This window comes from Variovorax fucosicus (assembly GCF_030316825.1).
GTDB lineage: Bacteria > Pseudomonadota > Gammaproteobacteria > Burkholderiales > Burkholderiaceae_C > Variovorax > Variovorax fucosicus.
The window spans coordinates 145694-164019 of sequence record NZ_JASZYU010000004.1; the positions used below are offsets into that span (position 1 = coordinate 145694).

General features: G+C 65.8%; 16 protein-coding genes. 10 read left to right on the plus strand and 6 right to left on the minus strand.

Translation table 11 applies throughout. The features are described from left to right. Window positions 1-648: a GntR family transcriptional regulator gene (locus QTI05_RS22850; protein ID WP_286619725.1), complete on the minus strand. Its 648-nt coding sequence runs from the start codon at window positions 646-648 to the stop codon at window positions 1-3. A gap of 92 nt (window positions 649-740) precedes the next feature. On the opposite strand from QTI05_RS22850, the gene scpA reads away from it, so the two are divergent. From scpA to QTI05_RS22890, 8 genes are all read left to right on the plus strand, one after another. Continuing rightward, a complete protein-coding gene (gene scpA / locus QTI05_RS22855) occupies window positions 741-2903 on the plus strand; it encodes a methylmalonyl-CoA mutase (RefSeq protein WP_286619726.1) in 2163 nt (720 codons plus the stop codon). Window positions 2904-2917: 14 nt separating this feature from the next. Continuing rightward, window positions 2918-3385 (plus strand): GNAT family N-acetyltransferase, encoded by a 468-nt coding sequence (locus tag QTI05_RS22860; RefSeq protein ID WP_286619727.1) that lies wholly within the window; start codon window positions 2918-2920, stop codon window positions 3383-3385. After that, window positions 3385-4461 carry a methylmalonyl Co-A mutase-associated GTPase MeaB gene (gene meaB, locus QTI05_RS22865; RefSeq protein WP_286619728.1) on the plus strand — a complete coding sequence of 359 codons (1077 nt, stop codon included), beginning with the start codon at window positions 3385-3387 and terminating at the stop codon, window positions 4459-4461. Before QTI05_RS22860 ends, meaB begins: the two co-directional genes overlap by 1 nt. Next, window positions 4458-5990: an acyl-CoA carboxylase subunit beta gene (locus QTI05_RS22870; protein WP_286542939.1), complete on the plus strand. Its 1533-nt coding sequence runs from the start codon at window positions 4458-4460 to the stop codon at window positions 5988-5990. Before meaB ends, QTI05_RS22870 begins: the two co-directional genes overlap by 4 nt. Window positions 5991-6117: 127 nt before the next feature. Beyond that, entirely contained in the window at window positions 6118-6681 is a 564-nt protein-coding gene (locus QTI05_RS22875) for a hypothetical protein (RefSeq protein WP_286619729.1), read from the plus strand. Between the two features lie 27 nt (window positions 6682-6708). Beyond that, entirely contained in the window at window positions 6709-8757 is a 2049-nt protein-coding gene (locus tag QTI05_RS22880) for an acetyl-CoA carboxylase biotin carboxylase subunit (RefSeq protein ID WP_286619730.1), read from the plus strand. A 34-nt stretch (window positions 8758-8791) separates the two neighbouring features. Then, a complete protein-coding gene (bioB, locus tag QTI05_RS22885) occupies window positions 8792-9838 on the plus strand; it encodes a biotin synthase BioB (RefSeq protein ID WP_286619731.1) in 1047 nt (348 codons plus the stop codon). Then, entirely contained in the window at window positions 9835-10326 is a 492-nt protein-coding gene (locus tag QTI05_RS22890) for a VOC family protein (protein WP_286619732.1), read from the plus strand. Before bioB ends, QTI05_RS22890 begins: the two co-directional genes overlap by 4 nt. Here the strand turns inward: QTI05_RS22890 and QTI05_RS22895 are convergent. Further along, entirely contained in the window at window positions 10304-10801 is a 498-nt protein-coding gene (locus QTI05_RS22895) for an Lrp/AsnC family transcriptional regulator (protein WP_286619733.1), read from the minus strand. The genes QTI05_RS22890 and QTI05_RS22895 overlap by 23 nt on opposite strands. An 86-nt stretch (window positions 10802-10887) precedes the next feature. Between QTI05_RS22895 and QTI05_RS22900 the strand changes: the two genes are divergently transcribed. Next, a complete protein-coding gene (locus QTI05_RS22900) occupies window positions 10888-11799 on the plus strand; it encodes an EamA family transporter (RefSeq protein ID WP_286542946.1) in 912 nt (303 codons plus the stop codon). Window positions 11800-11909: 110 nt separating this feature from the next. Here QTI05_RS22900 and QTI05_RS22905 read toward each other — a convergent pair whose 3' ends face one another. From QTI05_RS22905 to QTI05_RS22920, 4 genes are all read right to left on the minus strand, one after another. Next, complete coding sequence (locus tag QTI05_RS22905) at window positions 11910-12548, minus strand: LysE family translocator (protein ID WP_286619734.1); 639 nt, start codon at window positions 12546-12548, stop codon at window positions 11910-11912. Next, on the minus strand, window positions 12545-13174 hold the full coding sequence (locus QTI05_RS22910) for an RnfABCDGE type electron transport complex subunit B (protein ID WP_286619735.1): 630 nt from the start codon (window positions 13172-13174) through the stop codon (window positions 12545-12547). Before QTI05_RS22910 ends, QTI05_RS22905 begins: the two co-directional genes overlap by 4 nt. Before the next feature lie 22 nt (window positions 13175-13196). Further along, entirely contained in the window at window positions 13197-14612 is a 1416-nt protein-coding gene (locus tag QTI05_RS22915; protein WP_286542949.1) for a polyhydroxyalkanoate depolymerase, read from the minus strand. Window positions 14613-14764: 152 nt separating this feature from the next. Then, a complete protein-coding gene (locus QTI05_RS22920) occupies window positions 14765-15961 on the minus strand; it encodes an amino acid aminotransferase (RefSeq protein WP_286619736.1) in 1197 nt (398 codons plus the stop codon). 107 nt (window positions 15962-16068) lie between these two features. On the opposite strand from QTI05_RS22920, the gene uvrB reads away from it, so the two are divergent. Beyond that, window positions 16069-18201, plus strand: coding sequence for an excinuclease ABC subunit UvrB (gene uvrB / locus QTI05_RS22925; protein ID WP_286619737.1), 2133 nt, complete (start codon window positions 16069-16071; stop codon window positions 18199-18201). Window positions 18202-18326 lie beyond the last annotated feature (125 nt).

Genomic DNA, 18326 nt, shown 5'->3' on the forward strand with positions numbered 1-18326 from the left:
CTAATTCGCGGCCTCCAGGCCGCTCCTGAAATGCTCGCGCATGCGGGCCATGGCAGTCGGCGCGTCCTTCTCGGCCAGCGCCGCCATGATCGCGCGGTGCTCCTTCAGCGACTCGTTGATGCGGCCCGACTTGAGCAGCGAGTTGTGGCGGTTCAGCTTCATCACCTTGCGCAGGTCGGCCACCATCTGGTCGCGCCAGCGGTTGTCGGCGATGGCCAGCAGCCGCATGTGAAAGCGTTCGTTGACCGCGAAGAAATGTTCGCGATCCACGTGGCCCGGCCTGGCCGCGGCTTCGAGTTCGGCATGCAGCGCCTTCAGCTCGTCGAGCTGCGCAGCGGTGGCGCGCTCGGCTACCACGCCGGCGGCATCGCTTTCGAGCAGGCTCAGCAGGTGGTAGACATCCGATAGATCCTTCTCGGACACCTCGGTCACGTAGGCGCCACGCCGCACCTTCATCGTCACCAGTCCCTCGGCCGCCAGCACCTTGAGGGCTTCCCGCAGCGGCGTGCGGCTGATACCGTATTCCTCGGCGAGTTTGAGCTCATCGATCCAGCTGCCGGGCTCCAGTTCGCGCTGGAAGATGCGCTGGCGCAGCAGTTCGGCCACCTCTTCATAAAGGGCGCGAGGGGTGAGGGTGACGGCGGACATGGGCGAAATGTACCGCAAAAATCGAGTTTGAATTAATAATTACGGATCGGTTAGACTCGCAGCTCACTGACGATCCGATCCAGGCGGCGCACATGAGCACATCACCCGAACCCACCTTCAAGACGGCCGACCTCGACGCGTGGGCCAAGGCTGCCGCCAAGTCCGCGCCTGGCGGCGACCTGAACGCGCTGAACTGGCGCACGCCCGACGGCATCACGGTCAAGCCGCTCTACACCGCGGCGGATCTGCAGGGCCTCAAATACACCGACACATTGCCCGGCTTCGAGCCCTACCTGCGCGGCCCGCAGGCCACGATGTATGCGGTGCGGCCGTGGACGATCCGTCAATACGCGGGCTTCTCGACGGCCGAGGAATCGAACGCGTTCTATCGCAAGGCGCTGGCCGCCGGCGGGCAAGGCGTGTCGGTCGCGTTCGACCTGGCCACCCACCGCGGCTACGACAGCGACCATCCGCGCGTGACCGGCGACGTCGGCAAGGCCGGCGTGGCGATCGACTCGGTCGAGGACATGAAGATCCTGTTCGACCAGATCCCGCTCGACAAGGTCTCGGTGTCGATGACGATGAACGGCGCCGTGTTGCCGGTGCTGGCAGGCTACATCGTGGCGGGCGAAGAGCAGGGCGTGGCGCAGGACCAGTTGAGCGGAACCATCCAGAACGACATCCTCAAGGAGTTCATGGTCCGCAACACCTACATCTTCCCGCCCGCGCCGAGCATGCGGATCATCGGCGACATCATCGAGTACACGGCACAGAAGATGCCGAAGTTCAATTCGATCAGCATCAGCGGCTATCACATGCAGGAAGCCGGCGCCAACCAGGCGCTGGAGTTGGCCTTCACGCTGGCAGACGGCAGGGAGTATGTGAAGACCGCGCTGGCCAAGGGCCTGGACGTCGACGGCTTCGCCGGGCGCCTCTCGTTCTTCTGGGCCATCGGCATGAACTTCTACCTCGAAGTCGCCAAGATGCGCGCGGCGCGCCTCTTGTGGTGCCGGATCATGAAGGATTTCAACCCCAAGAACCCCAAGAGCTTGATGCTGCGCACGCATTGCCAGACCTCGGGCTGGTCCCTCACCGAGCAGGATCCGTACAACAACGTGGTGCGCACCACCATCGAGGCGATGGCAGCGGTGTTCGGCGGCACGCAATCGCTGCACACCAACGCCCTCGACGAAGCCATTGCGCTGCCGACCGAGTTCAGCTCGCGCATTGCGCGCAACACGCAGCTCATCATCCAGGAAGAGACCCACATCACCAGCGTGATCGACCCCTGGGCTGGCAGCTACATGATGGAAAAGCTCACGCAGGACATGGCCGATGCGGCCTGGGCGATCATCGAAGAAGTCGAGGCGATGGGCGGCATGACCAAGGCCGTCGACAGCGGCTGGGCCAAGCTCAAGATCGAGGCGGCCGCGGCCGACAAGCAGGCGCGCATCGACTCGGGGCGCGACGTGATCGTCGGCGTCAACAAGTACAAGCTCAAGACCGAAGACGCGATCGACAGCCTGTCGATCGACAACGTCAAGGTGCGCGATGGGCAGATCGCCAAGCTCGAGGCGATTCGCGCCAGGCGCGACACCACAGCCACCCAGGCCGCACTCGATGCACTGACGGCCGCGGCCGAGAGCGGTGAGGGCAATCTGCTGGCGCTCAGCATCGACGCGGTGCGCCTGCGCGCCACGGTCGGAGAGATCAGCGACGCCCTCGAAAAGGTCTATGGCCGCCACCGCGCCGACACGCAGAAGGTCACCGGCGTCTACGCCGCGGCCTACGACTCGGCCGAGGGCTGGGAAGCGCTGCAGCACGAGATCGCCGCCTTTGCCGAGGAGCAGGGGCGCCGTCCGCGCGTGATGATCTCCAAGCTCGGCCAGGATGGGCACGACCGCGGTGCGAAGGTCGTCGCCACGGCATTTGCCGACCTCGGCTTCGACGTCGACATGGGCCCGCTGTTCCAGACACCCGAAGAGTGCGCCCGCCAGGCGATCGAGAACGACGTGCATGCGGTTGGCGTCAGCACCCTCGCGGCCGGCCACAAGACCCTGGTGCCCGCGATCATCGCGGAGCTCAAGAAGCAGGGTGCCGACGACATCATCGTGTTCGTCGGCGGCGTGATTCCCCGGCAGGACTACGACTTCCTGTACGAGGCCGGCGTCAAGGGCATCTACGGCCCGGGCACGCCGATCCCGGCCAGCGCCAAGGACGTGCTGGAGCAGATTCGCGCGGCGGTTACGGCCTGAGCGGGACGACCGACGTGGAGGATCTCTGGTCGCGGCTTTCATTCCAGCCGGTGGTCGATGGCGATTTTGAGGCCATGCTGGCGCTGCGCATCGATGCGATGCGCCCGAGCCTGGAACGTGTCGGCCGCTTCGACCTTGCACGGTCGCGCGAGCGCCTGATGCAGGGCTTTGTGCCGCCCTACATGCAGCACATCCTGCTCGATGGCGAGCGCATCGGCTTTGTCACGCTCAAGCCCGAGGACCACGACGCGCTGCGGCTCGACCATCTCTATCTGAGAAGCGGCTTTCACGGCCAGGGCATCGGCGCCTGGGTGCTGCAATGGGCGGTTGGCCAGGCGCGCGTGCGCGGCCTCGACGTCAGGCTCACCGCGCTCAAGCTGAGCGACGCCAATCGCTTCTACCTGCGCCACGGCTTCGTGTGCGAAGGCGAGGAGGGCGTGGACGTGCACTATCGCTGGCGCGCCAGGGAGTCGGTGTCTTGATGGCGGCGGCTGAATTGGAGCGCGCCTTGCTCGACGCGACGGCCATGGTGCAGCGCCGCGCCATCGCCAAAGCCATCACGCTGCTCGAATCCACCCGCGCCGACCATCGCGCGCAGGCTGACGAACTGCTCACGGCGCTGTTGCCGCGCACCGGCAACTCGTTCCGGCTGGGCATCTCCGGCGTGCCGGGTGTCGGCAAATCCACCTTCATCGAAGCGCTCGGCCTGTTCCTCATCGACAAGGGCCATCGCGTCGCGGTGCTGACGATCGACCCGTCGTCGAGCCTGTCGGGCGGCTCGATCCTCGGCGACAAGACGCGCATGGAAAAGCTCTCGGTGCACGAGCGCGCCTACATCCGGCCCAGCCCGTCCTCGGGCACGCTGGGTGGCGTTGCCGAGAAAACACGCGAAGCGATGCTGGTCTGCGAAGCGGCAGGCTATGACGTGGTCATTGTCGAAACGGTCGGCGTCGGCCAGAGCGAAACGGCGGTGGCCGGCATGACCGACATGTTCGTGCTGATGCAGTTGCCCAATGCCGGCGACGACCTGCAGGCGATCAAGAAAGGCGTGATGGAGCTGGCCGATCTGGTCGTCATCAACAAGTCCGATATCGACATGGCGGCTGCGACGCGTGCGCAGGCGCAGATCACCTCGGCACTGCGGCTGTTCGGCCACCACGGCAACCCGGCCCATGCGCATGCGATGAACGCGGCGCATGCGCAGCCCGGATCGCCCGAAGCCGAAGTGCGGTTCTGGCTGCCGCGCGTGATGCAGCTCAGCGCGCTGCTCGGCACTGGCGTCGATGCGTTCTGGGCTTCGGTTTCCGAATTCCGCGCGCTGCAAGCCGCCAACGGCAAGCTCGCCACGCGCCGCGAAAAGCAGGCGCTCTCCTGGATGTGGGAGCGCATCGATGCCGGACTCAAGCAAGCCTTTCGCCAGCACCCGCAGGTGCGCGAACTGCTGCCGCAAACCATTGCCCAGGTGGCAGCGGGCAAGCTGCCCGCGTCGACCGCGGCGCGAAACCTGCTCTCGGCGCAGGCTGCCCACACGATTCAACCTCCTGACGGAACGCCATGAAAGAAATCCTCGAAGTCCTCGAAAAGCGCCGCGCCCAGGCGCGTCTCGGTGGTGGCCAGAAGCGCATCGATGCGCAGCACAAAAAGGGCAAGCTCACGGCGCGCGAGCGGCTCGAGCTGCTGCTGGACGACGGCACCTTCGAAGAGTGGGACATGTTCGTCGAGCACCGTTCGGTCGACTTCGGCATGGCCGAGCAGAAGATCCCCGGCGATGGCGTGGTGACGGGCTACGGCATGATCAACGGCCGCCTGGTGTTCGTCTTCAGCCAGGACTTCACCGTGTTCGGCGGCGCCCTGAGCGAGGCGCATGCCGAGAAGATCTGCAAGGTGATGGACCAGGCCATGAAGGTCGGCGCACCGGTGATCGGGCTCAACGACTCGGGCGGCGCCCGCATCCAGGAGGGCGTGGCCTCGCTCGGCGGCTATGCCGAGGTGTTCCAGCGCAACGTGATGGCCTCGGGCGTGGTGCCGCAGATCAGCATGATCATGGGCCCGTGCGCCGGCGGCGCGGTGTACTCGCCAGCGATGACCGACTTCATCTTCATGGTGAAGGACAGCAGCTACATGTTCGTCACCGGGCCCGAGGTGGTGAAGACCGTGACGCACGAGGACGTGACGGCCGAAGAGCTCGGCGGCGCCTCGACCCACACCACCCGCAGCGGCGTGGCCGACATGGCCTTCGAGAACGATGTCGAGGCGCTGATGATGCTGCGCCGCCTGTACAACTACCTACCGCTCAACAACCGCGAGAAACCGCCGGTGCGCCCGAGCGGCGACCCGGCCGACCGCGCCGATCTCTCGCTCGACACGCTGGTGCCCGACAACCCGAATAAGCCCTACGACATGAAGGAGCTGATCGGCAAGGTGGTCGACGACGGCGAGTTCTTCGAGCTGCAGCCCGACTACGCGAAGAACATCGTGATCGGCTTCGCGCGCATGGAAGGCCAGAGCATCGGCATCGTGGCCAACCAGCCGCTGGTGCTGGCCGGCTGCCTCGACATCAAGTCGTCGATCAAGGCGGCACGGTTCGTGCGCTTCTGCGATGCGTTCAACATTCCAGTGGTGACCTTCGTCGACGTGCCCGGCTTCATGCCCGGTACCTCGCAGGAGTACGGCGGCATCATCAAGCACGGCGCCAAGCTGCTCTACGCGTACGCCGAGTGCACGGTGCCGAAGATCACGGTGATCACGCGCAAGGCCTACGGCGGCGCCTACGACGTGATGGCCTCCAAGCACCTGCGCGGCGACGTCAACCTGGCCTGGCCGCGCGCCGAGATCGCGGTGATGGGCGCCAAGGGCGCGGTGGAAATCATCTTCCGCGAAGACAAGAACGACCCCGAAAAACTGGCCGCGCGCGAGGCCGAGTACAAGGCGCGCTTCGCCAACCCGTATGTGGCCAGCACGCGCGGTTACATCGACGACGTGATCCTGCCGAGCGAGACGCGCAAGCGCATCTGCCGCTCACTGGTGATGCTGCGCGAGAAGAAGCTCGAGAACCCGTGGCGCAAGCACGGGAACATTCCGCTCTGATCGTATGCGCAGCCATTACCCCCAGTTCCGCGAGGGAGCGGAACCTGGACTGGTGCCCAAGCTCGGTGGTCTGCCGTGGGGCCTGCCTGCGCGCCTGTGGCCGGTTTGCCGGGAATGCAATCGCGCCATGAGCCATCTCGCGCAATTGCCGGCCGACGGTGACGCGCTGTCGCTTGCAAGCGGCGAGGTGCTGTTCCTTTTCAAGTGCGAGTGGGACAGCATCTGCAGCTTCTGGGAACACGACGCAGGTGCGAACGCCGCGTTCGTCGTGCAGAGCGCCGAGTTGGGCGCCGGGCCGACCGAGCCTCCCTCGGACTCTGCCGACGGACCGCCTGCACTGTTGCGCGAGATCGCCATCGCAGGCTGGCGCGTCGGCGACGATGGTGCCCCTGCGGAACTGGAGTCGGCTTTTTATGACTATCAGACCCATTTCGACCTGCCGAAGGAGGTCGCACACCCCCACGATTGGGCGAGCCCATGGTGTACGAAGAGCGGCGGAGTTCCGTACTGGACGGCCAACGGCGCGCAGGGAATGCCGGCGGGACGCCTGTTCCTGCAGATCGACAACTGGGTCGATCTCGCCGACGGCGACTCCGTCGAAGTGGCGAACTTCTGCTCCGACGGCACGGCGTACGTGTTCGTCGATCGCTCGCAAGCGCAGCCGGTGTACTCGATGTTCATTAACCGCTAAGGCGGCCAGCAAGAAAACGGATTCAGCATGTTCAAGAAAATCCTGATCGCCAACCGCGGTGAAATCGCCTGCCGCGTCATCAAGACGGCGAAGAAGATGGGCATCCTCACGGTGGCCGTCTATTCCGATGCCGATAAGGACGCGCGCCACGTCGAGCTGGCCGATGAGGCCGTGCACATCGGCGCCGCGCCGTCGCGCGACTCGTACCTGCAGGCCGACCGCATCATCGCGGCCTGCAAGCAGACCGGCGCCGAGGCGGTGCATCCGGGCTACGGCTTCCTGTCGGAGAACGAGGCCTTCGCGCGCAAGGTCGAGGAGGAGGGCATCGTCTTCATCGGCCCAAAACACTATTCGATCGCGGCGATGGGCGACAAGATCGCGTCCAAGAAGCTCGCGAACGAGGCCAAGGTCAACACCATCCCGGGCTGGAACGATGCCATCGAGACGGCCGAGCGTGCCGTCGAGATCGCCAAGGATATCGGCTACCCGGTGATGATCAAGGCATCGGCCGGTGGCGGCGGCAAGGGCCTGCGCGTGGCGCACGACGACAAGGAAGCGTTCGAGGGTTTCACCGCCTGCCGCAACGAGGCGCGCAACAGCTTCGGCGACGACCGCGTGTTCATCGAGAAGTTCGTGGTCGAGCCGCGCCACATCGAGATCCAGGTGGTTGGCGATTCGCAGGGCAACGTGATCTACCTGAATGAGCGCGAATGCTCGATCCAGCGTCGGCACCAGAAGGTGATCGAAGAGGCGCCTTCGCCCTTCATCAGCGAGGCCACGCGCCGCGCGATGGGCGAGCAGGCGGTGCAACTGGCCAAGGCCGTGAAGTACCAGAGCGCAGGCACCGTCGAGTTCGTGGTCGGCAAGGATCAGAGTTTCTACTTCCTCGAGATGAACACGCGGCTGCAGGTCGAGCATCCGGTGACCGAGTGCATCACCGGCCTCGACCTGGTCGAACTCATGATCCGCGTTGCCGCCGGCGAGCAGCTGCCGCTGAAGCAGGCCGATGTGAAGCGCGAAGGCTGGGCGATCGAGTGCCGCATCAATGCCGAAGACCCGTTCCGCAACTTTCTGCCCTCGACCGGCCGGCTGACGCGCTTTCAACCGCCGAAGGAAACCATGTTCTCGGCCGACACCGAGCACCTCTATGGCGTGCGGGTCGACACCGGCGTCTACGACGGTGGCGAGATCCCGATGTTCTACGACTCGATGATCGCCAAGCTCATCGTGCACGGACGCGACCGCGCGCATGCGATCGCGATGATGCGCGAGGCGCTCAACGGCTTCGTGATCCGCGGCGTCAGCAGCAACATTCCGTTCCAGGCGGCGTTGCTCGCGCATCCGAAGTTCGTCACCGGCGACTTCAACACCGGCTTCATCGCCGAGCACTACGGCCGGGGCTTCCGTGCGGAAGACGTGCCGCACGACGACCCGGACCTGCTGGTCGCGCTGGTCGCGTACATGCACCGGCGGTACCGCGCGCGCGCCTCGGGCATCAGCGGCCAGCTCAACGGGCATGGCGTCAAGGTGGGCGAGCAGTTCGTGGTGGTCACGCTGGGCGCCGGTGGCAAGCACGTGCACACGCCCGTTGCGGTCACCGACTTCAAAGGCAACTCGGGCTCCAGCGCAGTCCTGGTGGGCGCGAACAACTATCAGATCAGCAGCAACGCGCAGCTCGGCAGCGTGCGCGTGGAGGGCTTCGTCAATGACAAGCCTTTCACCGCGCAGGTCGAGCGCGGTGCCGGCAAGAATCCGCTGGCGCTGCGCGTGTCGCACAACGGCACGCAGATCGAGGCGATGGTGCTGTCGCCGCTCGGCGCGCGGCTGCAGAAGCTCATGCCCTACAAGGCGCCGCCGGACATGAGCAAGTTCCTCATGTCGCCGATGCCCGGCCTGCTGGTCGAAGTGGCCGTTCAGCCGGGCCAGCAGGTGCAGGCCGGCGAGAAACTCGCGGTGATCGAAGCGATGAAGATGGAGAACGTGCTGTTCGCTGCGCACGACGGTGTGGTCGGCAAGATTTCGGCCGGCAAGGGCGAGTCGCTCGCCGTCGACCAGATCATTCTGGAGTTTGTGTAGGCTCACCCCTGACCAACGATGAAGAACTATTGATATGCCGATTGCAAATGATCTTTTGTTCGCCGACACCGCTTCGGCGCCGGTGACGCTGCACCGACCCGCCAGAACGCCCGCGGCAACGCCGGTGCGCTGGCCCGTCGAGGCCGTGCAGGCGCTGCTGGACAAACCCTTCAACGAGCTGCTGTTCGAGGCCCAGACCGTGCATCGCGCGCATTTCCCCGAGGGCGATATCGAGCTGGCCACGCTGCTGTCGGTCAAGACCGGCGGCTGCCCCGAGAACTGCGGCTATTGCCCGCAGGCGGCCGAGTACGACACGGGCGTGCAGGCGCAAAAGCTCATGGAGGTCGACGAGGTGGTGCGTGCCGCGCAGGCCGCGAAAGACGCCGGGGCCACGCGCTTCTGCATGGGTGCCGCCTGGCGCGCGCCGAAGGATCGCGATGTCGAGAAGGTCGCGGTGCTGGTCGAAGCGGTCAAGGGGCTGGGCCTGCAGACTTGCGCCACGCTCGGCATGCTCGAGCCGCACCATGCGACGCAGCTCAAGGCAGCCGGGCTGGACTATTACAACCACAACCTCGACACTGCGCCCGAGTACTACGACGACGTGGTCAGCACGCGCACCTACCAGGATCGGCTCGACACGCTCGCGCGGGTGCGGGCGGCCGGCATCAGCGTGTGTTGCGGCGGCATCGTCGGCATGGGCGAGGCGCCGGTGCATCGCGCCGGGCTGATCGCGCAACTGGCCAACCTCGACCCGTACCCGGAGTCGGTGCCGATCAACAGCCTGGTGCGCGTGCCCGGCACGCCGCTGGCCGATTCGGAGCCGATCGATCCGCTCGACTTCGTGCGCATGATCGCAGTGGCCCGCATCACGATGCCGACCGCGCGCGTGCGCCTGTCGGCCGGCCGCCAGCAACTGGGCGACGCGGTGCAGGCGCTGTGTTTCATGGCCGGCGCCAATTCGATCTTCTACGGCGACAAGCTGCTTGTGACCGGCAACCCCGACGTGGAAGCCGACGTGCAGCTGCTGCGCAAGCTGGGCCTGCACGCCCGCCGAACCAGCGAGCCGGAGCGCTGCGCATGACGCGCCCTTTCAAGGTGCTGGGCGTCCAGCAAATCGCGATTGGCGGGCCCGACAAGCTGCGCCTGCAGAAGCTCTGGGTCGACATGCTCGGGCTCGAAGTGATCGGCACCTTCCGCAGCGAGCGCGAGAACGTCGACGAGGATATCTGCGCCATCGGCAGCGGGCCGTTCAAGGTCGAGGTCGACCTGATGCAGCCGCTCGATCCTGAAAAGAAGCCCGCGGTTCACACCACGCCGCTCAACCACATCGGCCTGTGGATCGATGACCTGCCGAGGGCGGTCGAGTGGCTCACCGCGCAGGGCGTGCGCTTTGCGCCCGGCGGCATCCGCCAGGGCGCGGCCGGCTTCGACATCTGCTTTCTGCACCCCAAGGCGAGCGACGAGTTTCCGATCGCGGGCGAGGGCGTGCTGATCGAGATGGTCCAGGCGCCGCCCGAGGTCACCGCGGCCTTCAACGCGCTCGGCGCTACGCGTTCAGAACCTTCCTGATCGGCGGTTTCACGTCGGCGCGTTTTGGCGGCAGCATCGGCTGGTGCTCGCGCGCGGGGTTCAGGATGATCGAGGTTGCGGTCTCGGTGAGGATGCAGAACTTGGTCACCACGGCGTCGAGGTGCGCCACATCGATCACCGCGATCTCCAGCACCCAGCTGTCGTCGCCGGTCACGTTGTAGGCATTGACGCACTCGGGCGTCTGCTGCACCAGCTCGACGACGCGCGCATACTCGGCCCGGCCAACGCGGATGATGGCGCGGATGCCGTAGCCCAGCCGAGTCAGGTCGACGGTCGCGCGGTAGCCGCTGATCACGCCGGAGGCTTCGAGCTTGCGCACGCGCTCCGTCACGGCCGGCTGGCTCAGGTGCACGCGGCGGCCGAGTTCGGCCATCGTGAGGCGCGCATCCGCCTGCAGTTCGGCCAGGATGCGGGTGTCGTGCGCGTCGAGCGCGGGGCTCAAGGTGATGTCCATGAAACTCCTTTGAATCAAAGGCATTTTGGCGCCAGAACCATGAAAGAGCCATGGATAACGGGTGTTCGCCTTCATACCATTGAGCCATGAACACGCTCGCATCCTCCAGTGCCGCCACGCAGCGCCCGGCGCGCTCCGGCCTGCCACCGGTCATCCTTCTGTGTCTCGCCGCCACCTGGGTGGTGTGGGGCTCGACTTATCTGGCGATCAAGTACGCCTTGCTGAGCTTCGCGCCTTTTCTGCAGATGGGCTCGCGCTTCGTGTTCGCCGGTGTGCTGCTGGCGGTCTGGATGCGCTGGCGCGGCGCCGCCTGGCCCACCGCGCTGCAGTGGCGCAACGCATTCGTCGTCGGGGCGCTGATGCTGGGTGGTGGTATGGGCGGCACGGCCAGTGCTGAGGTCACGGTCGGCTCGGGGCTGGTGGTCGCTTTTATCGCCGTGATTCCGTTGATGATCGCGCTGCTCAATCTGTTCTGGGGTGTGGTGCCGCGTCTGACCGAGGCGGTCGGCATCGCGCTCGGGCTTGTCGGCGTGTTGATGCTGACGCAGGGCAGCGGTTTCCAGGCCTCGCGCGAGGGACTGGTGGCGATCGTCGTGGCCTGCGTCTGCTGGTCGGTCGGCAGCGTGCTGAGCCAGCGCAGCTTGCCGCTCGCCACCGGCGCGATGGGCTTTGCGAGCGAGATGATTTGCGGCGGCGTGGTGCTGCTGGTGCTCTCCGCGCTGGCCGGCGAAACGCTGGTCTGGCCGCCACAGCCGGTTGCGGTGGCCGCCTGGTTCTACCTGGTGGTGTTCGGCTCGCTGATCGCGTTCAACGCGTACATGGTGCTGCTTGCGCGCGCGCCGGCCGCGCTGGCTTCGAGCTATACCCTCGTCAACCCGGTGATCGCGATGCTGCTCGGCGTGCTGATCGCCGGCGAAACGGTCACCGGCTTCGAGTGGGGCGCCGTGGTCGTGATCCTGGTCGGCGTGCTATTGCTGCTCTGGAAACGAAAGGCTTGAGTTTCATTCCAGAAACACCGCGGAACCGGCTCTGCCGGGCCGCTGGTGTTGCCCCCGTTAGGGGGTTGGCGAAGCGACACGAAGTGCGCGAAGCCTGGGGGCGAGTCCTTTCAAGCGCCGGGTCGACGCCAGAACGCGAGTGTGGCCGCCAGTGCCCACATGCCCGCCGCGCAGCCGCGGTTGAGCCGCTGCAGGCTGCGCCGCGACAACCAGCGCACGGCCTGCGTTCCGGCGGCTGCGTAGGCCAGCATCACGCAGGTATCGAGCGCCACGAAGATCGCGCCGAGCAACAGGTACTGCGCGCCCTGCGGCTTCGTGATGTCGATGAACTGCGGCAGGAAGGCTGCGAAGAACAACACCGTCTTGGGGTTCGACAGCGCCACGATCAGGCTGCGCAGCAGCGCAACACGGCCGTGCGGCCGGATCTCGATGGCGGACTTGGCCAGCGCGGTGCCGAGGTCGGTCGCTTCGCTGCGCCACAGCTTGATGCCGAGCCAGACGAGGTAGGCGACACCCGCCGCGCGAATCACGTTGAACAGCAACTCCGAAGCGGCGAGCAGCGAGCCCAGTCCGAGCGCGACGACCGCGATCAGCGTGACGCTGCCGAGCGACGCACCTGCAATGCCCCAGCTCGCGCGCCGCATGCCGCCGTCGATGCCATTGGACAGCGCCAGCAGCATCGTGGGGCCGGGGATCACGGCCAGTGCGAGCGAGGCGACGACGTAGATGAGCAGGGTGTCGAGGGTCATGGTTTGGTGGCGGGTGGGCGTTGCGACGCGGCACGGGCGCGTGCCAGGGCGGCCTCGACGATGGAGCGCTTGCGCGTGTCGGCGGCCTGCGGTTCGGCGGGTGCGGGTGCTTCTTGGGCCTCGCGCTGGCCGTCATCGCGATGCCTGGCGTGAAGCTGGTAGCGCTGCAGTGCGGCGTCGGCCTGCGCCTGCGACCAGGCCTGCCAGCCGCTGCGGCCCGGCGTCGCATCTTCGAGCGAAATGCAGTCGACCGGGCACACCGGAATGCAAAGCTCGCAGCCGGTGCAGTGCGGCTCGATCACGGTGTGCATGCGCTTGTGGATGCCGAGGATGGCGTCGGTCGGGCAGGCGTCGAGGCAGAGCGTGCAGCCGATGCACCAGGCCTCGTCGATCACCGCCATGCGGCGCGGGCCTTCGGTGCCGAATTCGGTGCCAAGCGGTTGCACCGGCCGTCCGGTGATCGCGGCCAGTCGCGCAATGCCCTCGGCGCCGCCGGGCGGGCACTGGTGAATGCCGGCCTCATCGTTTGCGATGGCCTCGGCATAGCCAGCGCAATCAGGGTAGCCGCAGCGCGTGCACTGCGTCTGCGGCAACGCAGCGTGGATGCGCGCGGCCAGCGGACTCACGGCAGCGCTACCTCTGCTCGGCTCAGCGCGCGGCGCGGCTACGCGTTGTCGTCGTCTTGCGCGCAGCAGCCACCTTCGCCCTTGGGGCCGGCGCCGTCAGTGCCTTGGGCTTGGCCGGCATGGCGCGAATCGTGTCTTCGGCGGTCACGCCCTTGTTCGAGGGCGCGCGCTTTTGCGGCTTGTCGTGCGCCGCGATGAAGGCGAGCGTCTTCGGATAGACCATGTCGCGCCAGCGGCGGCCACTGAAGATGCCGTAGTGGCCCGCGCCCTTGACTTCGTAGTGCTCGCGCTGCGCGGCCGGAATGCCGGTGCAAAGCTGGTGTGCGGCTTCGGTCTGGCCCGAGCCCGAGATGTCGTCGAGTTCGCCTTCGATCGTCAGCAGGGCGCTGCCGTGGATGTCTTGCGGTTTCACGCGCTCGATCTGGCCCTGCGGGTTCTTCACGTCCCAGGTTCCGTTCACCAGATCGAAATCCTGGAACACGGTGCGGATGGTGTCGAGGTAGTAGTCGGCGTCCATATCGAGGACGGCGTTGTACTCGTCGTAGAACTTGCGGTGAGCCTCGACGCTGGCGTCGTCGCCCTTGATCAGATCCTTGAAGTAGTCGTAGTGACTGGTCGCGTGCCGATCAGGGTTCATTGCCACGAAACCGGTGTGCTGCAGGAAGCCCGGGTACACGCGGCGGCCTGCGCCCGCGAAGCCTTGCGGCACGCGGTAGATCACGTTGTTCTCGAACCACTCATAGCTCTTGTTCATTGCGAGGTTGTTCACCGCCGTGGGCGACTTGCGCGCATCGATCGGGCCGCCCATCATCGTCATCGAGAGCGGCAGCGCCTCGCCGCGGCTGGCCATGAGCGACACCGCAGCCAGCACCGGCACGGTCGGCTGGCACACGCTCACCACGTGGCAGTTGCCGTACTCGGCCTGCAGGTGGCGGATGAATTCCTGCACGTAGTTGATGTAGTCGTCGAGGTGGAACGTGCCTTCCGACAACGGCACCAGGCGCGCGTTCTTCCAGTCGGTGATGTAGACCTTGTGGTCTTGCAGCATGGTGCGCACGGTGTCGCGCAGCAAGGTGGCGTAGTGACCCGACAGCGGCGCCACGATCAGCACCACGGGTTGGCCCTTGAGCGTTTGCAGGGTGTGCGGCTCGTCGGTGAAGCGCTTGAAGCGGCGCAGCTGGCAGAACGGTCTGTCGAGTTCGATCACTTCCTGGATCACCACCTCGTCGCCGTCGACCTTCACGCCCTTGATGTTGAACTCGGGCTTTTCGTAGTCCTTGCCGAGGCGGTACAACAGGTCGTAGCCGGCGGCCATGCGCTGTGCCATCGGCAACTGGCTCCACACCGCGCCCGGGCCGTAGAGCCTGGAGGCGGCCTGCGCGAAATCGGAGAAAGGCTCCATCAGGGAGCGCTGGGCTTCGTAGAGTTGATAAAGCACGGATGCCCCTGTGTTTGTAATGTTGCAGTGCAATATAGCAGCAGCGAGGCCTCTGGGAGCTAGGCAGAAACACCCAAAGAGCCGCTTGCCAGTCTCACGACGACCGCCGCCGGCACCGACCCAGGCGACGCGCCGCGGCGGAAAACAGACGGTTACACCACCTTGGCGATGCTGGCGCAGACGTAGTCGATGTTCTTGCTGTTGAGCGCGGCCACGCACATGCGGCCCGTGTCGGTGCCGTACACGCCGAACTCGTTGCGCAGGCGCACCATCTGGTCCTTGGTCAGGCCCGAGTAGCTGAACATGCCGATCTGCGTGGTGATGAAGCTCATGTCTTCTTTCACGCCGGCCGCTTTCAGGCCGTCGACCAGCTTCTGGCGCATGGCCTTGATGCGCACGCGCATTTCGGCGAGTTCCTTTTCCCAGACCGCGCGGCGGGTCGGGTCGTTCAGCACCGCGGCTACCACCGCACCGCCGTGGATCGGCGGGTTGCTGTAGTTGGTGCGAATCGCGATCTTGAGCTGGGACAGCACGCGGCCGGCTTCTTCCTTGTTCTCGCACAGCACCGACAGGGCGCCGACGCGCTCGCCGTAGAGGCTGAAGCTCTTGGAGAACGAGGTCGAGACGAAGAAGGTGAGGCCGGCCTCGACGAACTTGCCGATCACGGCGCCGTCTTCCTGGATGCCGTGGCCGAAGCCCTGGTACGCCATGTCGAGGAAGGCGACCAGGTTCTTTGCCTTGACGGCGGCGATGACCTGATCCCACTGGGCGGCCGTGATGTCGTAGCCGGTCGGGTTGTGGCAGCAGGCGTGCAGCACGACGATGGTGCCGGCCGGGGCGGCGTTGAGCGCGGCCAGCATGCCGTCGAAGTTGACGCCGCGCTTGGCCGCGTCGTAGTACGGGTAGCTTTCGACCGGGAAGCCGGCCTGGGTGAACAGCGCGCGGTGGTTTTCCCAGCTCGGGTCGCTGATCAGCACCGTGGCATTCGGGCTGAGTTTCTTGAGGAAGTCGGCGCCGACCTTGAGGCCGCCGGTGCCGCCGATCGCCTGGATCGTCGCGACGCGGCCGGACTTGACCGGCTCGCTGTCGGCGCCGAACACCAGTCCCTTGACCGCGCTGTCGTATGCCGCGATGCCGTCGATCGGCAGGTAGCCGCGCGCGCTGGGCGCTTTCATCATGTCTTCCTCGGCGGTCTGCACGCAGGCCAGCAGAGGCAGCTTGCCGTTGTCGTCGTAGTAGACGCCGACGCCGAGGTTGACCTTCTTCGGGTTGGTGTCGGCTGCAAATTGCTCGTTGAGGCCGAGGATCGGATCGCGCGGTGCCATTTCGACCGCGGTGAACATAGACATGGAGAAAGTCCTTTGGGATGAAAGCTTCGCGTGTAACCGGACAAGCGCTTAAGCTTTCCGGTTCCCTTGAATTTTACCGGCGCCACCGCCACCTGACGGGAACAGCCATGCCAGAGATCTCCGAAGCCATCACAGACACGCACGACCCCGCTGCCGTCGGCCCCGCGAAAGAGGGCGAATTCATCCGTTTTCCGAACTCCCCGTTCGAGCTGTTCCAGCCCTATCCGCCGGCCGGCGACCAGCCGAATGCGATCGAGGGCCTGGTCGAAGGGGTAGAGAACGGCGAGGTGTTCCAGACCCTGCTGGGCGTCACCGGCTCGGGCAAGACCTTCACCATGGCCAACGTGATCGCGCGGCTGGGCCGCCCGGCCATCGTGTTCGCGCCCAACAAGACCCTGGCCGCACAGCTCTACAGCGAGTTCCGCGAGTTCTTCCCGAAGAACGCGGTCGAGTACTTCGTCAGCTACTACGACTACTACCAGCCCGAGGCCTACGTGCCGCAGCGCGACCTGTTCATCGAGAAGGACAGCTCGATCAACGAGCACATCGAGCAGATGCGTCTGTCGGCCACCAAGAGCGTGCTGGAGCGCCGCGACACGGTGATCGTGGCGACGGTGAGCGCCATCTATGGCATCGGCACGCCCGAGGACTACACCCAGATGCGTTTCATCATGCGGGTGGGCGACAAGATCGGCCAGCGCGACGTGATCGGCCGGCTGATCCGCATGCAGTACACGCGCAACGAGCAGGATTTTTCGCGCGGCACCTTCCGCGTGCGCGGCGACACGATCGATGTGTTTCCGGCCGAGCACAGCGAACTCGCCATCCGCATCGAGCTGTTCGACGACGAGATCGAGACGCTGCAGTTGTTCGACCCGCTCACCGGCCGCATCCGGCAGAAGATCCCGCGCTTCACGGTCTACCCCTCGAGCCACTACGTGACGCCGCGCGACAAGGTCATGACCGCGGTCGAAACCATCAAGCTCGAACTGGCGGACCGGCTCAAGGAGCTGGTGGGGCAAGGCAAGCTGGTGGAGGCGCAGCGGCTCGAGCAACGCACTCGCTTCGACCTCGAGATGCTGGCCGAGATCGGCCACTGCAAGGGCATCGAGAACTACACGCGCCACTTGTCGGGCGCCGCGCCGGGCGATCCGCCGTCCACGCTGACCGACTACCTGCCGAAGGACTCGTTGATGTTCCTCGACGAGAGCCATCAGATGATCGGCCAGCTCAACGCCATGTACAGCGGCGACCGCGCGCGCAAGACCACGCTGGTCGAATACGGTTTCCGGCTGCCGTCGGCGCTGGACAACCGGCCGCTCAAGTTCGAGGAGTTCGAGACGCGCATGCGCCAGGCGATCTTCGTCTCGGCCACGCCGGCCCAGTACGAGAAGGATCATGCTGGCAACGTGGTCGAGCAACTGGTGCGGCCCACCGGGCTGATCGACCCCGAGGTCGAAGTGCGCCCGGCCACGCACCAGGTCGACGACGTGCTCGGCGAGATCCGCCTGCGCGTCGAAAAGAGCGAGCGCGTGCTGATCACCACGCTGACCAAGCGGATGGCCGAGCAGTTGACCGACTACCTGGGCGACAACGGCGTCAAGGTGCGCTACCTGCACAGCGACATCGACACGGTCGAGCGGGTCGAGATCCTGCGCGATCTGCGTTTGGGCGCATTCGACGTGCTGGTGGGCATCAACCTGCTGCGCGAGGGCCTGGACATTCCCGAGGTGTCGCTGGTGGCGATCCTCGACGCCGACAAGGAAGGCTTCCTGCGGGCCGAGCGCTCGCTGATCCAGACCATCGGCCGTGCCGCGCGCAACCTGAACGGCAAGGCGATCCTGTACGCCGACCGCATGACCGATTCGATGAAGAAGGCGATCAGCGAGACCGACCGGCGGCGCGCCCACCAGATCGCCTACAACGAGGCCCACGGCATCACGCCGCGCAGCATCCTGAAGCAGGTGCGCGACCTGATCGACGGCGTCTACAGCGAAAAGACGGGCAAGGAAATGGCCAAGCTCGAGCTGGAGCGCGCCAAGGTCGAGGACATGAGCGAGAAAGACGTCTCGCGCGAAATCAAACGGCTCGAAAAGCTCATGCTCGAGCACGCCCGCAACCTCGAGTTCGAGAAGGCGGCGCGTGTGCGCGACCAGCTGGCGTTGCTGCGCGAGCAGGCTTTCGGCGCGCGCGGCGGCGACAACATCGCCGTGCTGACGCCCGGCGACACGCGCGGCTGAGCGGCGTGTCGGCATCGCTCCTCGGGTTTACCCGGGAGGGGCGAGGGACTTTCTGCTATACTTGACTGAAATACTCAACAACAAAGAAACTCCCGATGAAGGGCTGGCTCCAACCGATTGGCAAC

Excerpts from the sequence above, each read along its gene's own strand:
- QTI05_RS22875 (WP_286619729.1), top strand. The coding sequence starts at position 6,118 with ATGAGCCATCTCGCGCAATTGCCGGCCGACGGTGACGCGCTGTCGCTT.
- QTI05_RS22870 (WP_286542939.1), top strand. The coding sequence starts at position 4,458 with ATGAAAGAAATCCTCGAAGTCCTCGAAAAGCGCCGCGCCCAGGCGCGT.
- uvrB (WP_286619737.1), top strand. The coding sequence starts at position 16,069 with ATGCCAGAGATCTCCGAAGCCATCACAGACACGCACGACCCCGCTGCC.
- QTI05_RS22920 (WP_286619736.1), bottom strand. The coding sequence starts at position 15,961 with ATGTCTATGTTCACCGCGGTCGAAATGGCACCGCGCGATCCGATCCTC.
- QTI05_RS22880 (WP_286619730.1), top strand. The coding sequence starts at position 6,709 with ATGTTCAAGAAAATCCTGATCGCCAACCGCGGTGAAATCGCCTGCCGC.
- QTI05_RS22850 (WP_286619725.1), bottom strand. The coding sequence starts at position 648 with ATGTCCGCCGTCACCCTCACCCCTCGCGCCCTTTATGAAGAGGTGGCC.
- QTI05_RS22900 (WP_286542946.1), top strand. The coding sequence starts at position 10,888 with ATGAACACGCTCGCATCCTCCAGTGCCGCCACGCAGCGCCCGGCGCGC.
- QTI05_RS22890 (WP_286619732.1), top strand. The coding sequence starts at position 9,835 with ATGACGCGCCCTTTCAAGGTGCTGGGCGTCCAGCAAATCGCGATTGGC.
- QTI05_RS22895 (WP_286619733.1), bottom strand. The coding sequence starts at position 10,801 with ATGGACATCACCTTGAGCCCCGCGCTCGACGCGCACGACACCCGCATC.
- meaB (WP_286619728.1), top strand. The coding sequence starts at position 3,385 with ATGGCGGCGGCTGAATTGGAGCGCGCCTTGCTCGACGCGACGGCCATG.
- QTI05_RS22905 (WP_286619734.1), bottom strand. The coding sequence starts at position 12,548 with ATGACCCTCGACACCCTGCTCATCTACGTCGTCGCCTCGCTCGCACTG.
- scpA (WP_286619726.1), top strand. The coding sequence starts at position 741 with ATGAGCACATCACCCGAACCCACCTTCAAGACGGCCGACCTCGACGCG.
- bioB (WP_286619731.1), top strand. The coding sequence starts at position 8,792 with ATGCCGATTGCAAATGATCTTTTGTTCGCCGACACCGCTTCGGCGCCG.